Genomic DNA, 14,173 nt, shown 5'->3' with positions numbered 1-14,173 from the left:
CCCTTGCAAGCTCGGGTTGGGGCCCTCGTCATCTCCCTTGCGGGCCTGCCGGAGCCGGGTGGCTAACGATCGCAGATCGTTGGCCACCCGGCGGAGGGGCGGGGCCGGCATATTTTGAGCGGCGAAAGCCAGCTACTTGTCGTTATCGGACTTCGCACCAAGCGTCGTCTTCTGCACCTGCATGAGGAACTCGACGTTGCTCTGGGTCTCCCGGATCTTGTTGGTCAGCAGCTCAAGGCTCTGCTGCGTTTCGAGTCCGGACAGGACGCGGCGCAGCTTCCACATGATCTTGACTTCCTCGGGGGAAAGCAGGTTTTCCTCACGGCGGGTACCGGACGCGTTGACGTCCACGGCCGGGAAGATGCGCTTGTCCGCGAGCTGGCGGGACAGGCGCAGTTCCATGTTGCCGGTGCCCTTGAACTCTTCGAAGATGACCTCGTCCATCTTGGAACCGGTCTCGACGAGTGCGGTGGCCAGGATGGTCAGCGAGCCGCCGTTTTCGATGTTGCGGGCTGCACCGAAGAAGCGCTTCGGCGGGTACAGCGCTGCGGAGTCCACACCACCGGACAGGATGCGGCCTGAGGCCGGTGCTGCCAGGTTGTAGGCACGGCCCAGGCGGGTCATGGAGTCCAGGAGCACCACAACGTCCATGCCCATTTCCACGAGGCGCTTGGCGCGCTCGATGGAAAGCTCGGCCACGGTGGTGTGGTCGTCGGCGGGACGGTCGAAGGTGGAGGCAATGACCTCACCCTTGACGGTGCGCTGCATGTCCGTGACTTCTTCGGGACGTTCGTCAACGAGCACCATCATGAGGTGGACCTCAGGATTGTTGGTGGTGATGGCGTTGGCGATGGACTGCAGGATGAGCGTCTTGCCGGCCTTCGGCGGCGAAACGATCAGACCGCGCTGGCCCTTGCCGATCGGGGCCACGAGGTCGATGACGCGCGGGCCGATCTTCTTCGGGTCAGTCTCGAGGCGCAGGCGTTCGGAGGGGTAGAGCGGGACGAGCTTCGCGAATTCGACGCGGTCCTTGAGCTCTTCCGGCGTCTTGCCGTTCACCGAGGTGACGCGGACCAGGGCGTTGAACTTCTGGCGGGCGGACTGCTGCTGATTCCCCTGCTGGGCTTCGCCTTCGCGCGGTGCACGGATGGCGCCGACGACGGCGTCGCCCTTGCGCAGGTTGTACTTCTTGACCTGGGCGAGGGAGACGTAGACGTCGTTCGGGCCCGGCAGGTAACCGGAGGTGCGGATGAACGCGTAGTTCTCGAGCACGTCGAGGATACCGGCGACCGGCAGCAGGACGTCGTCCTCGGTGACCTCGACGTCGTCGACGTCGGGTCCCTGCTGACGCCCGCGGCGGCGGTCGTTGCGGTCGCGGAAGCGGTCGTTGCGCGAGGAGTTGTCGCGGCTGTCCTGCTGGCCCTGGCGGTCACCGCGGTCGTTGCGGTCACGACGGTTGCGGCGGTTCCGGCGGCTTCCGCCGTCAGAATCATCGCTGTCGCGGGTGTTTTCGCGGGTGCTCTCGCGGGTGCCGGCCGAGTCGTCGCGGCCGCCACGGGTGCGGGTGTCACGGCGCTGGCCGTCTTCGCTGCCGGGCTCGCGCTGTTCGGTGCGCTGTTCACGCTGTTCGCGCTGTTCAGTCCGCTGTTCGCGCTGTTCAGTGCGCTGTTCACGCTGTTCAGTGCGCTGTTCACGCTGTTCAATGGCGGGCTGTTCGGCCTGGGCCTCGACGGCGGTCTGGCCGGCCTCGGTGGCCTGGGCTGCGGCTTCGCCGCGGCGGCGGTTGCGGGTGCGCGGCTGCCTCGTGCGGTCGCTGCCTTCGGTCCCGGAAACGGCAGAACCGGATTCGGCAGTGGCGGAGGCGCCGGAGTCGGTGGAAACCGCGGGGGCTTCAGCCGGGGCGGCGGCGGGTGCCTCAACGGCGGGAGCCGTGACGACTCCGTCGCTGCCTGCACGGCGGCTGCGGCCACGGCGGGCGCGGGGGCTTTCCTGGGCGGGGGCGTCATCGGCGGCGGGCGCTGTTGCGGGCGCAGCTGCCGGGGCCGCTGCGTGGGACACAGTGCCGTTGTCGCTCGCCTTTTCGGCAGCGCGGGCCGGAGCCTTGCTTACCGGGGTGCCTGCGCGGTGGGCGGAAATGGCCGTGACCAGATCACCCTTGCGCATGCGGGAACCGCCGGAAATGCCCAGCTGGCTGGCGAGGGCCTGGAGCTGGGCGAGCTTAAGGCCTGCAAGGCCGCTGCTCTTGGCGGGTGCTGCCGTTGATTCGGCAGCAGAAGATGTATCCACAGCCGGAGACAGCTCAGTGGTTTCGGTCACGAAGGATCCTTCCCCCTCGACGGCGTCCAGGCTAAGAGCTGGACGCGGTGATTTGATCTGGGCTGCAGTTCAGATCTGCAGCCGGGATTTCGGCCTTGCCGGATGTATATCGGCCAGCAGGGCCGGATATTGCTTCACCATGCACGATCCGAGAAATGAGGAACGGCGGGCTGAGTTTCAGGGGGCAGATCAATTCTGCTGATTCCTGCGTCAGACCGAAAGCAGGTGGCACCGGAAAATATTGCGCAGTGAAAGATGAGAGAGGCTACGTGGCCAACATCGCGGTCTTACAACGGTTAAAAATTTACCGCCTGCGTATTTACCGCCGGTGCACTTCCACTTTAGCACCTTCAACGTCCACGGCCAGCTTCATCACGCGCCAGCCCACTTCCGGCGTGTTGCCCGCGGTGTGGGCGCCGATGAAGTCCACAACCTCACGGGCTTCCGCTTCGCCGTTGGCCAGGACCAGCACGGTGGGTCCGGCGCCGGATACGACGGCGGCGTGCCCTGCCCGGCGCAGCGCGCCGATCAGTTCCGCGCTGGGCCGCATGGCCTCGGCGCGGTAGCTCTGGTGCAGGTAGTCCTCGGTGCCGGGCAGCAGGAATTCCGGGTTTGTGGTCAGGGCATGGATCAGCAGGGCGGCGCGGCCGGAGTTCATGGCCGCGGCATGGTGGCCCACCGAGGCGGGCAAAAGGGCCCGGGCGGCCTCAGTGGAGAGCTCGTAGTCGGGCACAGCGACCACGGGGATCACCGAGGCCGCCACGGACGCGCACGTGCTGCTGTACTGGTCACTGTCCTGCCATGACAGCGCCAGTCCGCCGAAAATGGCGGGTGCAACGTTGTCCGGGTGGCCTTCCATTTCGCTTGTGAGCTGCAGGATCCAGTCGCGGCCACGCCGGGAGGCCTCCGGAACCAGGGCATTGGCGGCGCTGACGGCCGCCACCACGGCCGAGGCCGATGAGCCCAGGCCCCGTCCGTGCGGGTTGACGTTGTCCGCCGTGATCCGCAGGCCTTCGTGCCGGAACCCAAGGCGGTGCAGGGCCTCGGTCAGGGCCTTGACCACGAGGTGCGTCGCATCGCGGGGCAGGGACTCGGCACCCTCGCCGCTGAGCTCGAATTCAAGTTCACCGCTGGCCAGGGTTTCCACGGTCAGCGTGTCATGCAGCGAGAGGGCCAGGCCGAGGCTGTCGTACCCGGGGCCCAGGTTGGCGCTCGTGGCCGGGACACGCACGGTTACCAGCTGGCCCGCCGGAACAGCCGGGGAGCCGGCAGCTGATTCGGCCGGGACGGTGAGGGTTGTTTCCAACGTTATTTTTCTTCCAGTCCCAGTGCTGCGGCGACGGTGACGACGTCGTTGGAGACCTTGACCGGCTGCACGTCGCTGCCGTCCTCGGTGCGCAGGGCCCACTGCGGGTCCTTGAGGCCGTGACCGGTCACCGTGATCACGATCGTCTTGCCTGCCGGCACTTCCCCGGCCGCGTGCTTCTTGATCAGCCCGGCGACGCCGGCAGCGGAGCCGGGCTCCACGAAAACGCCTTCCCGGGCGGAGAGCCACCGGTGCGCGGACAGGATTTCCTCGTCCGTGACGGCCTCGATCACGCCGCCGGATTCATCCCGGGCCGCCACGGCGGTGTCCCAGGAGGCCGGGTTGCCGATCCGGATGGCGGTGGCAATGGTGTCGGGCTCGGTGATGGGGTGGCCGGCCACGAAGGGCGCCGCCCCTGCGGCCTGGAAGCCCCACATGACGGGTGTCTTGGTGGACACTGCGGGCAGCGACCCGGCGGTGGGCGACTCAAACGCCGCAGCGTATTCCTTGTAGCCCTTCCAGTACGCGCTGATGTTGCCGGCATTGCCCACCGGGAGCACGTGGAAGTCGGGGGCGTCGCCGAGCGAATCCACCACTTCGAAGGCGCCGGTCTTCTGGCCTTCGATCCGGGCCGGGTTGACGGAGTTGACCAGGAACACCGGGTAGGACTCGCCGAGCTTGCGGGCGATGTCGAGGCAGTCGTCGAAGTTGCCGTCCACCTGCAGCAGCGTGGCCCCGTGCGCGACTGCCTGGCTGAGCTTGCCCATGGAGATCTTGCCCTCCGGGACCAGCACCGCGCACTGCAGCCCGGCCGCCGTCGCGTAGGCCGCGGCGGAGGCGGAGGTGTTGCCGGTGGAGGCGCAGACCACGGCCTTGGCGCCGGCAGCCACCGCTGCCGTCATGGCCATTGTCATGCCGCGGTCCTTGAAGGAACCGGTCGGGTTCATGCCTTCGACCTTGAGGTATACGGTGCTGCCGGTCAGCTCGGAGAGGTGGCGGGCGTGCACGAGCGGGGTGCCGCCCTCGCCCAGGCTGATGACCTTGGTCGCTTCCGTGACAGGAAGACGGTCGGCGTATTCGCGGATGACACCGCGCCATTGGTGAGCCACTTAGACTCCTTCTACCCGGAGTACGGATGTGACGGAATTGATGACGTCCAGGCGCCTGACGGCCTCGACGGTTGCTGCAAGTGCGGCTTCGCGTGCACGGTGTGTCACGATCCGCAGCTCGGCCGATTCCACGTTGGAGTCGGCGTCGCGGTGAATGGTCTGCCGCATGATTTCGATGGACACGCCGTGCTCCGCGAAGAGCTGCGCGATCCTGGCCAGGACACCGGGCTGGTCCGCGACGTCGAGTCCGATGTAGTAGCTGGTGACGGCCGCGTCGATGGGCAGCGATGGCACGTGCCCCGTGGTGGTTTCGGTCCGGCCGGGGCCGCCCAGGACAATGCGGCGGGCCGCGGAGACCAGGTCGCCCAGCACGGCGGACGCCGTCGGGGTGCCGCCGGCACCCTGGCCGTAGAACATGAGCTCGCCGGCGTTCTCGGCTTCGATGAAGACGGCGTTGAAGGCACCGCGGACAGCGGCGAGGGGGTGCTCGCGGGGCAGGAGCGTGGGGTGGACACGGACCGAGACGCCGGTTTTGCCGTCCTCGTCAACCAGTTTCTCGGCAATGGCCAGCAGCTTGATGACAAAGCCGGCTTCCTTGGCGGCGGCGATGTCCGCCGCGGTGACCGACGTGATGCCCTCGCACGAGACGTCTTCCAGGGCGAACCGCGTGTGGAAGGACAGTGAGGCGAGGATCGCGGCCTTGGCGGCGGCGTCGTAGCCTTCGATGTCGGCCGTGGGGTCGGCTTCCGCGTAGCCCAGGCGCTGGGCCTCGGCCAGCGCGTCGGCGAACTGCGCGCCGGTGGAGTCCATCTGGTCGAGGATGAAGTTGGTGGTGCCGTTGACAATCCCGAGCACCCGGGTGATCCGGTCGCCGGACAGGCTGTCGCGGATGGGCCGCAGGATGGGGATGGCGCCGGCCACGGCGGCCTCGTAGGACAACTGCACCCCGGCCTTGTCCGCTTCCTCGTACAGTGTGGGGCCGTCCTGGGCCAGGAGCGCCTTGTTGCCGCTGACAACACAGGCTCCGTGCCGCATGGCGGTCAGGATCAGGGTCCGGGCCGGCTCAATGCCGCCCATGAGTTCAATGACGACGTCGGCGTCCTTGACGAGGACTTCGGCGTCAGTGGTGAACAGCTCCTGCGGCAGCTCGACGTCGCGCTTGGCATCGAGGTTGCGCACCGCGATGCCCTGCAGTTCCAGCCGGGCGCCGGTGCGCGCGGCGAGGGCGTCGGCGTCGTCAATGAGAATCCGCGCAACCTGGGCCCCAACGTTGCCACAGCCCAGGAGGGCCACTTTCAGGGTTCGCAATTCAGACATTCAGACTCCCATGTCGCGGTTGAGCAAATCTTCTTCGGTTTCCCCGCGGACAATGAGCCGGGCAGATCCGTCGCTGACAGCGATAACGCCCGGCCGGGCCAGATAGTTGTAGTTGCTTGACAGGGCCCAGCAGTAGGCGCCGGTCCCCGGTACAGCAAGCAGATCACCGGCTGCCACGTCCTCGGGCAGATATACATCTCTAACAACTATGTCGCCGCTCTCGCAATGTTTGCCCACCACTCGGGACAGCTGCGGCGCCGCGTCGGAGCTCCGCGAGGCGAGAATCGCCGAATAATCCGCGTCGTACAGCACCGGCCGGGGGTTGTCGCTCATCCCGCCGTCCACCGACACATAGCGGCGGGGGTGCGTAACGTCCCCGGCTCCGTCGTCGCCGGCCGCGGCACCAGCCGTGGCCGGGGAATCCACCCGGACGGTCTTGAGCGTGCCGACCTCGTACAGCGTAAAGGTGGTGCTTCCGACGATCGCGCGGCCCGGTTCGATCGAAATCCGGGGGGCGGTTATGCCGAGGGCAGCGCATTTGGAACGGACGACGGCGGCCATCGCCTGCGCGATTTCGGCGGCCGGGCGCGGGGTGTCCACGGGGGTGTAGGCGATGCCGTAGCCGCCGCCGAGGTCAAGCTCGGGCAGCACGATGGAGTACTTCGACTGCATCGCTGCCAGGAAGTCCAGCAGCCGCTCGGCGGCGAGGGCGAAGCCGTCCGGTTCGAAGATCTGCGAGCCGATGTGGCAGTGCAGGCCCAGCAGTTCGATGCTGGCGTGCCCGGTGGCCGCGGCCACGGCTTCCTCTGCGGCGGACAGTCCGGCCTGGTCCGTGGAGTCCCCGGCCATGGACAGGCCGAATTTCTGGTCCTCGTGGGCCGTGGCGATGAATTCGTGGGTGTGGGCGTGCACTCCGGGGGTCAGCCGCAGCATGACCCTGGCGGTGTCGCCCCGGTTGGCGGCGATCGCCGCGACGCGTTCGAGCTCGTCGAGGCTGTCCACCACGATCCGTCCCAGCTGCATGTCCAGCGCCCGGTGGATTTCGCCGTCGGACTTGTTGTTCCCGTGCAGGGCGACGTCGGCGCCGGGGATGCCGGCGCGGAAGGCCACGGCGAGTTCGCCGCCGGACGCCGTGTCCAGGCGCAGCCCCTCTTCCTCGACCCAGCGGACCACGGAGGTGCACAGGAAGGACTTGCCGGCGTAGTAGACGTCCACTCCCCCGCAAATATCGGCGAAGGCGTCGTTGAAGGCGTCGCTGAACGCCCGGGCCCGGGCCCGGAAGTCGGTCTCGCTCAGCACGAACAGCGGCGTGCCGTACTGGCGCTGAAGCTCACTGACCGTCAGCCCCTCGATGGTGAGCTCGCCGTCGTCGTTGCGCGCAACACCGCCCGCCCACAGCGGTTCGTGGAGGGCATTGAGGTCGGCGGGGACCTCGAGCCAGTCCGGGGCGAGCGGGGACTGTCCTGAATTTGCGCTCATGGCGGTTACATCCGTTCCGGCGCCGAGACGCCCAGCAGTTCCAGTCCGTTGGCCAGCACCTGGCTGGTGGCGTCGTTGAGCCACAGCCTGGTGCGGTTGGTGTCGGTGATGGGTTCCTCGCCCTGCGGCGCCACGCGGCAGGCGTCATACCAGCGGTGGTAGGCGCCGGCGATCACTTCGAGGTGGCGGGCCACGCGGTGCGGCTCGCGCAGCTCGGCGGCCTTGGCCACGATCGAGGGATAGCTGCCCAGGTGCGAGAGCAGCTCGTTTTCGGTGGGGTGCTCCAGCAGGGCGGCGTTGAAGCTGTCTATGCCGTCCACGCGGCGCTCCACGCCGGCGGCCACGGCGTTGCGGGCGGCGCCGCGGGAGCGGGCGTGGGCGTACTGGACGTAGAACACCGGGTTTTCGTTGCTGTGCTTCTTCAGCAGCTCCGGGTCCAGCGTCAGCGGCGAATCGGCGGGGAACCGGGCCAGCGAGTACCGGACGGCGTCCTTGCCGAGCCAGGAGATGAGGTCCTTGAGCTCGATGATGTTGCCGGCGCGCTTGGATAGCTTGGCGCCGTTGACGGAGACCAGCTGGCCGATCAGGACCTCGATGTTGACCTCGGGGTCGTCCCCGGCGGCTGCCGCGATGGCCTTGAGCCGGTTGATGTAGCCGTGGTGGTCGGCGCCGAGGAGGTAGATCTTCTCGGTGTAGCCGCGGTCCTTCTTGGACAGATAATAGGCGGCGTCGGCGGCGAAGTACGTGGGCTCACCGTTTGCGCGGACCATCACGCGGTCCTTGTCATCGCCGAAGTCGGTGGTGCGCAGCCAGACCGCGCCGCCGTCGTCGAACACGTGGCCCTGTTCGCGCAGGCGGGCGACGGCGTCCTCGATCGCGCCGGCGTCGTGGAGCTCCTGCTCGGAGAAGTAGACATCGAAGTCGACGCCAAACACGGCCAGCGTCTGCTTGATGTCATGCATCTGCGCCTTGTAGGCGGCGCCCCGGATCACCGGCAGGGCCGCCACTTCGGTGAGTTCGCGGATGTCCGGGTGCTCGGTGAGCACCTCGTGGCCGAGGTCCGCGATGTACTGGCCCGGGTAGCCGCCCTGGGGCACGTCCAGGCCGTGCAGCCTCGCGAACACGGAGTTCGCGAACACGTTCATCTGGGATCCGGCGTCGTTGATGTAGTACTCGGCAGTGACGTCGGCACCGGAGGCCCGGAGGACGCGGGCGATCGCGTCGCCGAGGGCGGCCCAGCGGGTGTGGCCGATGTGCAGCGGGCCGGTGGGGTTGGCCGAGACGAATTCCATGTTGACCACGTGCCCGGCGAGCGCGGTGTTGGTGCCGTAGGCCGCACCGGCCTCGACGATCGCCTTGGCGAGGGCACCGGCGGCAGCGGCGTCCACGGTGATGTTCAGGAAGCCGGGGCCGGCGATGTCCACCGCGGACACGCCGTCGATCGTTTTGAGCCGGGCGCTCAGGACGGACGCGAACTCCCGCGGGTTGGTGCCCGCCGTTTTGGCCAACTGGAGGGCGACGTTGGTGGCCCAGTCCCCGTGGTCCCTGTTCTTGGGGCGCTCCACGCGCACCTCATCCGGGATGTCGGCCGCGGAGAGGGCTATGTCACCGGCGGCAACGGCGTCCTTCAGGCAGGCGGATATGGCGAGGGAGAGTTCTTCTGGGGTCACAGTTCTAGCCTACCGGTGGGCCCGGAGTGCGGCGGAATCTGGCACCCGGCATGACGGCGGGGCCGGTTACGGGAATACCCAAGGTCTTCGATGCCTCGCACCAAGGGTGAACCGTTACCCTGAATTCAACGTCTGCAACCGTGTCAGTGCCTCCACATTGTTCGCTGTCCGATCCCCGCAAAGAATCGAGTCCCGCATGAATACCGCCTTCCGCAAAAGCGTCCTCGTCGGCATTGCCGGCCTCTCCGTGGCCGGAACTGCGGCTGGCTGCGCCCCTTCTGCGCAGGCCCCGGCCGCAGAGGCCGCGCCGCCCGCAGCTTCCGGGACCGCCGGTACCGGTTCCTACAAGGACGGCACGTACAGCGCCGACGGGAACTACACCTCCCCCAACGGCACTGAGACCGTGGGCGTGGAGCTGACGCTGGCCGGCGGTGCCGTGTCCGACGTGAAGATCACGCAGCACCCCTCGAATCCGAACACCCGAAAGTTCCAGGGCGAGTTCGCCGGCGGCATCCAGTCCCAGGTTGTTGGCAAGAAGCTCGACGAGATCAAGGTTTCCAAAGTGGCCGGATCCTCGCTGACCAGCGGCGGCTTCAACCAGGCCGTGGCGAAGATCAAGTCACAGGCCCAATAGCGCAACAAGGGACAGAGGAATCGTGGCGCATCCGGGCTGGGCGCACTTCAGCTTTGACGGGATCGGGACCCGCTGGGAGATTTCCACCCCGTCCCGGCTCTCCGGCGAGCTCCGCCGCGGCCTGCTCGCCACGGTGGCGGAGTACGACGCCGCGTGGTCCCGGTTCCGCCCCGATGCGCTCATTGCCGACGCAGCCCGGACGCCTGGCCGCATTGAGCTGCCCGCCGAAGGGGCCGCCCTGGGCGAGCTGTACGGCACCCTGTACCGGCTCACCGGGGGTGCGATGACCCCGCTCATCGGCGGGAGCCTGGAGCGCCTGGGCTACGACGCCACCTACACCCTGCGCCCGGGCGGCGCGCCGCTTCCCGCGCCCCGGTGGGAGGATGCGCTGGACTGGCAGGGCACCGCGCTGACCACCACGGTTCCGGTGGTGATCGACGTCGGCGCGGCCGGAAAGGGCCAGCTGGCCGATCTGCTCTCCGCCCAGCTCCGGGACGGCGGCTGCGCCGGGCATTTCATCGATGCCAGCGGGGACCTGCTGAATCCGGGGCCGGATCCGGTGGCGGTTGCCCTCGAGCACCCCTACGATCCCACCCGGGCAATCGGCACCGTCCAGCTGGGGGCCGGTGCCCTGTGCGCTTCCGCCGCCAACCGGCGCGCCTGGGGCGACGGGTTCCATCATGTCCTGGACGGCACCACGGGAGCGCCGGTGCGTACCGTTGTCGCCAGCTGGGCCATGGCCGGGACCGCGATGGTGGCGGATGCGCTGGCCACTGCGTTGTTCTTTGTCGACGGTCCGCGGCTGGAGCAGGAGTTCGATTGCGCCTGGCTCACGGTTTATGCGGACGGGCACGCGGAATATTCAGCCGACTTCGAAGGGGCCCTGTTCTCATGACTGCCATCACCACCACCGCCCTCGGCTCGAGGCTGGACACCGCCTTGGGCCGGCTCACGATGTACCGGCTGGTGCTGTGGGTCCTGGCCGTCCTGGCCGGCTACAGCCTGCTGCTCAATGTGCTGGGCTGGCTGACGTTCGGGCTGCCGGAAATGCTGGCCCACCTTGCCCTGTGCCTTGGCCTGACGTACGCCTCCAGCCAGGGGCTGGCCGCACTGTTCCATGTGCGGCCGCACACGGAATCCTCACTCATCACCGGCCTGCTGCTGTACTTCCTTTTCTGGCCCAGCGAGCTGACCCAGGGCCTCCAGCTGGCGGAGATCGCCGGCGTCGCCCTGGCCTGCGTACTGGCCTCGGCCTCGAAGTACGCGCTGGCCTGGCGCGGCCGGCACATCTTCAATCCGGCCGCGGCGGGCGCGTTCCTCGCCGGGCTGACCGGGCTCAACATTGCCACCTGGTGGGCCGCGACGCCGGCCATGCTCTGGCTGGTGCTGCCAGGGGTGCTGCTGGTGCTCTACCGGACCCGGAAGTTCGCCATGGCCGCCGTCTTCACCGTGGTTGCCGTGTCCATCGTGGCCGCCGATCTGCTCCAGGCCGGGATGAATCTCCCCGAGGCCCTGTGGCAGACGCTCGCGCAGCGGCCGGTGCTGTTCTTCGTCGGGTTCATGCTCACCGAGCCGCTCACCCTGCCCCCGCGGCGCTGGCAGCAGCTGGCGCTGGCCGCCGTCGTCGGGGCACTGTTTGCCGTCCCCTACAACCTGGGGTTTGTGGCCAACTCCCCCGAGCTGGCGCTGCTCGCGGGCAACGCGCTTGCCTTCGCCGTCGGACAGCGGGGCGGGGTCCGGCTGGCGTTCGTCGCGAGCCGTCCGCTGACGCCCACGACGACGGAATTCAGCTTCCGCCCGGAACGTCCGGTGCGCTTCGCTCCCGGACAGGCCCTGGAGCTGCACCTGCCCCCGGACACGGCCGGCGACGCTGGCGCCGCCAGGGGCGATGGGAAGGGTGATGGCAAGGGAATCCGGCGCGTGTTCAGCCTGACCAGCGCACCCGGAGCCTCCCTGCTGACGATCGGGGTGGGGACGGCCGAACCGGTGTCCTCAGCCAAGCGATCGCTGCTGTCCCTGGCACCCGGCGCTTGGCTCACCGCCACCACGGTGAGCGGCGACTTTGTCCTGCCCCGGGACCCGGCCACCCCCGTGCTGCTCGTCGCGGCCGGAATCGGGATCACCCCGTATGTGGCCCAGCTGGCCGGGGCGTCGGCCGGCAAACCGGCCGGGGACCGCGACGTTGTCCTGCTGTACCTGGCCAAGAGTGCCGCCGAACTGGGCTACGCCGAGGAGCTCCAGCGCTCGGGGGCGCGCATCGTGGCCCGGCTGGCCGACGGTTCGGCGCCGCCGGCCAACATGGAGGACGCAGGCGCCGGAAGGATTGACGCGGCGGCCCTCAAGGACCTGGTGCCGGACATCGGCGGCCGGGAAGTCTTCATCTCCGGCTCGCCCGCCAGCGTGCGTTCGCTGCGGGCCGCGGCGCGTGGCGCGGGCGCCCGCCGGGTCCATGTGGATACGTTCACCGGCTACTGACGCCGCTACTGAGCGGACCGGCCAATCCGCGGGATCGGCCAAGCTGCGGACCCCGCACATAGGCCGCGTTGGACCGCCACTTGACTCCACAAATGAGCGACCGTTTTCCATGGTTTTCCGTTGGAGGCCACCTTCCTGCTAAGCTCTAGGACGTCCCGCCGGTAACGGCAGGAACCCTGACTGCCCTCGTAGCTCAGGGGATAGAGCGTCTGCCTCCGGAGCAGAAGGTCGTTGGTTCGATTCCAATCGAGGGCACAAAATACCGGCATCGCCGGCAAACCCCGCTGTTTCATTGAAACGGCGGGGTTTTTTTGTGCCCTGAATCCCGCCCAAAGATCGCGGAAATCCAGCGGCTTTGCCCCTGCCGATTGTCGGTGCTCCCTCGTAGGCTGTTTTCATCGGTGGCGGGCTACCCTGCCGGCTCCGAAGCATGAAGGGGGTCTCAAGTGTTCTTCTCAACTGTGCACTGTTCCATCGTTCCGCCCTATTTGCTCCGCAGGCTGGCCGCACAGCAAAAGCCGGAGCTCTCCAGGGCCGCCCACGGGGCAAAGCAGGCCCTGCAACACGTCCCGGGGTTCCAGGCCTCTCGCGCAGTGCCCGGGCCCGGCAGCCGTCCGGGCCTGCGGGAGCTCAAGCCGTCCCCGCCGGAACGGACGGTCTACGACGCCAAGTCCACCGAGAAGCTGCCCGGCAGCGTGGTCCGCAAAGAAGGCGAACCGCCCACCGGCGACCCCGCCGCCGACGAGGCCTATGACGGGCTGGGGCACACCCACCGCCTCTACGCCGAGGCTTTCGGACGCAACTCGATCGACGGCAAAGGCCTGCACCTCGATGCCACGGTCCACTACGGCCGCCTGTACGACAACGCATTCTGGGACGGCCAGCAAATGGTCTTCGGCGACGGTGACGGCCAGGTCTTCGGGCGGTTCACGAAATCCCTGAGCGTCATTGGCCACGAGCTCACCCACGGCGTGACCCAGTACTCGGCCGGGCTGGTCTACCGCAACCAGGCCGGCGCCCTGAACGAATCGATGTCCGATGTCTTCGGTGCCCTCGTTGAGCAGTACGTGCGGAAGCAGTCGACGGCGGAGGCCAGCTGGCTGATCGGTGAAGGCCTCTTCACGGACCAGGTGCAGGGGGCCGCCTTGCGTTCCATGAAGGCTCCGGGAACGGCTTACGACGACGACGTGCTCGGCAAGGACCCGCAGCCGGACTCGATGGACGGCTACGTGCGCACAAGTGCGGACAACGGCGGCGTGCACATCAACTCCGGCATCCCCAACCGCGCGTTCTGCCTGGTGGCCACCGCCCTCGGCGGCAATGCCTGGGACGCACCGGCACAGATCTGGTACGAGACCCTGACGGGCGGCAAGCTGTCCCCCACCGCCACGTTCGGTGCCTTCGCCAAGGCAACAGCCGCCTCTGCCAAGGAGCTTTTCGGCGAGGATTCCAAGGAACATGACGCCGTGCGCTCCGCGTGGGAAACTGTGAAGGTCAAGCTCCCGGGAGCCCGACGATAAGCCCAGGCCCCTGCAGATCCGAGTCCGATGAAGGTCCGAGTCCGATGAAGATAACTGTCCAGCGCAGTGGCGGCGTGGCCGGAATGAAAAGGACGTGGACCGTCCGGCCCGAGCCGCCCGAGGACACCGACCGGTGGCAGCCGCTGATTGAGGCCTGCCCCTGGGACGACGTCGCCGGGACCAGCGGGACATCCGGCCAGCCGGACCGGTTCATGTACAGCATCCGGGCCGATCAACGGCGGGCGGTCCTGCCCGAGCGTGAACTGACGGGCCCGTGGCGCGACCTCGTCGAATGCGCACGGGCCGCGGCCGAGGAATCGGCGCCGCCGGGCTTTGCCTAGCCGCTC

The 14,173-nt window shown here is 68.1% G+C and carries 11 protein-coding genes and 1 tRNA gene; 6 read left to right on the top strand and 6 right to left on the bottom strand.

The genetic code is table 11. The features are described 5' to 3' along the window. Positions 1-132: 132 nt before the first annotated feature. From rho to argS, 6 genes are all read right to left on the bottom strand, one after another. Positions 133-2,316, bottom strand: coding sequence for a transcription termination factor Rho (gene rho, locus AC1DN2_RS00785; protein ID WP_476848842.1), 2,184 nt, complete (start codon positions 2,314-2,316; stop codon positions 133-135). A gap of 319 nt (positions 2,317-2,635) precedes the next feature. Beyond that, complete coding sequence (gene thrB / locus AC1DN2_RS00780) at positions 2,636-3,622, bottom strand: homoserine kinase (RefSeq protein ID WP_476848841.1); 987 nt, start codon at positions 3,620-3,622, stop codon at positions 2,636-2,638. A gap of 2 nt (positions 3,623-3,624) precedes the next feature. Then, positions 3,625-4,731, bottom strand: coding sequence for a threonine synthase (thrC, locus tag AC1DN2_RS00775; protein WP_028276075.1), 1,107 nt, complete (start codon positions 4,729-4,731; stop codon positions 3,625-3,627). Further along, positions 4,732-6,048 (bottom strand): homoserine dehydrogenase, encoded by a 1,317-nt coding sequence (locus AC1DN2_RS00770; RefSeq protein WP_028276076.1) that lies wholly within the window; start codon positions 6,046-6,048, stop codon positions 4,732-4,734. It abuts the gene before it with no gap. Next, positions 6,049-7,527: a diaminopimelate decarboxylase gene (lysA, locus tag AC1DN2_RS00765; RefSeq protein WP_476848840.1), complete on the bottom strand. Its 1,479-nt coding sequence runs from the start codon at positions 7,525-7,527 to the stop codon at positions 6,049-6,051. It lies immediately after the preceding gene. Between the two features lie 5 nt (positions 7,528-7,532). Beyond that, a complete protein-coding gene (gene argS, locus AC1DN2_RS00760) occupies positions 7,533-9,197 on the bottom strand; it encodes an arginine--tRNA ligase (RefSeq protein ID WP_476848839.1) in 1,665 nt (554 codons plus the stop codon). 196 nt (positions 9,198-9,393) lie between these two features. Here argS and AC1DN2_RS00755 point away from each other — a divergent pair, with 196 nt between their 5' ends. From AC1DN2_RS00755 to AC1DN2_RS00730, 6 genes are all read left to right on the top strand, one after another. Beyond that, the gene (locus AC1DN2_RS00755; protein ID WP_476848838.1) at positions 9,394-9,831 is read left to right on the top strand and encodes an FMN-binding protein; all 438 of its coding nucleotides are present in this window, start codon (positions 9,394-9,396) and stop codon (positions 9,829-9,831) included. Positions 9,832-9,853: 22 nt separating this feature from the next. Beyond that, the gene (locus AC1DN2_RS00750; RefSeq protein ID WP_476848837.1) at positions 9,854-10,726 is read left to right on the top strand and encodes an FAD:protein FMN transferase; all 873 of its coding nucleotides are present in this window, start codon (positions 9,854-9,856) and stop codon (positions 10,724-10,726) included. After that, positions 10,723-12,306 (top strand): FAD-dependent oxidoreductase, encoded by a 1,584-nt coding sequence (locus tag AC1DN2_RS00745; protein ID WP_476848836.1) that lies wholly within the window; start codon positions 10,723-10,725, stop codon positions 12,304-12,306. Before AC1DN2_RS00750 ends, AC1DN2_RS00745 begins: the two co-directional genes overlap by 4 nt. A gap of 182 nt (positions 12,307-12,488) precedes the next feature. After that, positions 12,489-12,561: transfer RNA gene (locus AC1DN2_RS00740), tRNA-Arg, on the top strand. A gap of 191 nt (positions 12,562-12,752) precedes the next feature. Then, on the top strand, positions 12,753-13,826 hold the full coding sequence (locus tag AC1DN2_RS00735; protein ID WP_476848835.1) for a M4 family metallopeptidase: 1,074 nt from the start codon (positions 12,753-12,755) through the stop codon (positions 13,824-13,826). A 44-nt stretch (positions 13,827-13,870) separates the two neighbouring features. After that, the gene (locus AC1DN2_RS00730) at positions 13,871-14,167 is read left to right on the top strand and encodes a protealysin inhibitor emfourin (RefSeq protein ID WP_230007827.1); all 297 of its coding nucleotides are present in this window, start codon (positions 13,871-13,873) and stop codon (positions 14,165-14,167) included. The last annotated feature ends 6 nt before the right edge of the window (positions 14,168-14,173 follow it).

This window comes from Arthrobacter sp. 01L42 (assembly GCF_056400005.1).
Note: the sequence above shows the minus strand (reverse complement) of the source record. Positions and strands in the feature narration are given on the sequence as shown.

Coding starts and splice junctions, on each gene's coding strand:
- AC1DN2_RS00770 (WP_028276076.1), bottom strand. CDS start 6,048: ATGTCTGAATTGCGAACCCTGAAAGTGGCCCTCCTGGGCTGTGGCAAC.
- lysA (WP_476848840.1), bottom strand. CDS start 7,527: ATGAGCGCAAATTCAGGACAGTCCCCGCTCGCCCCGGACTGGCTCGAG.
- AC1DN2_RS00755 (WP_476848838.1), top strand. CDS start 9,394: ATGAATACCGCCTTCCGCAAAAGCGTCCTCGTCGGCATTGCCGGCCTC.
- AC1DN2_RS00745 (WP_476848836.1), top strand. CDS start 10,723: ATGACTGCCATCACCACCACCGCCCTCGGCTCGAGGCTGGACACCGCC.
- AC1DN2_RS00730 (WP_230007827.1), top strand. CDS start 13,871: ATGAAGATAACTGTCCAGCGCAGTGGCGGCGTGGCCGGAATGAAAAGG.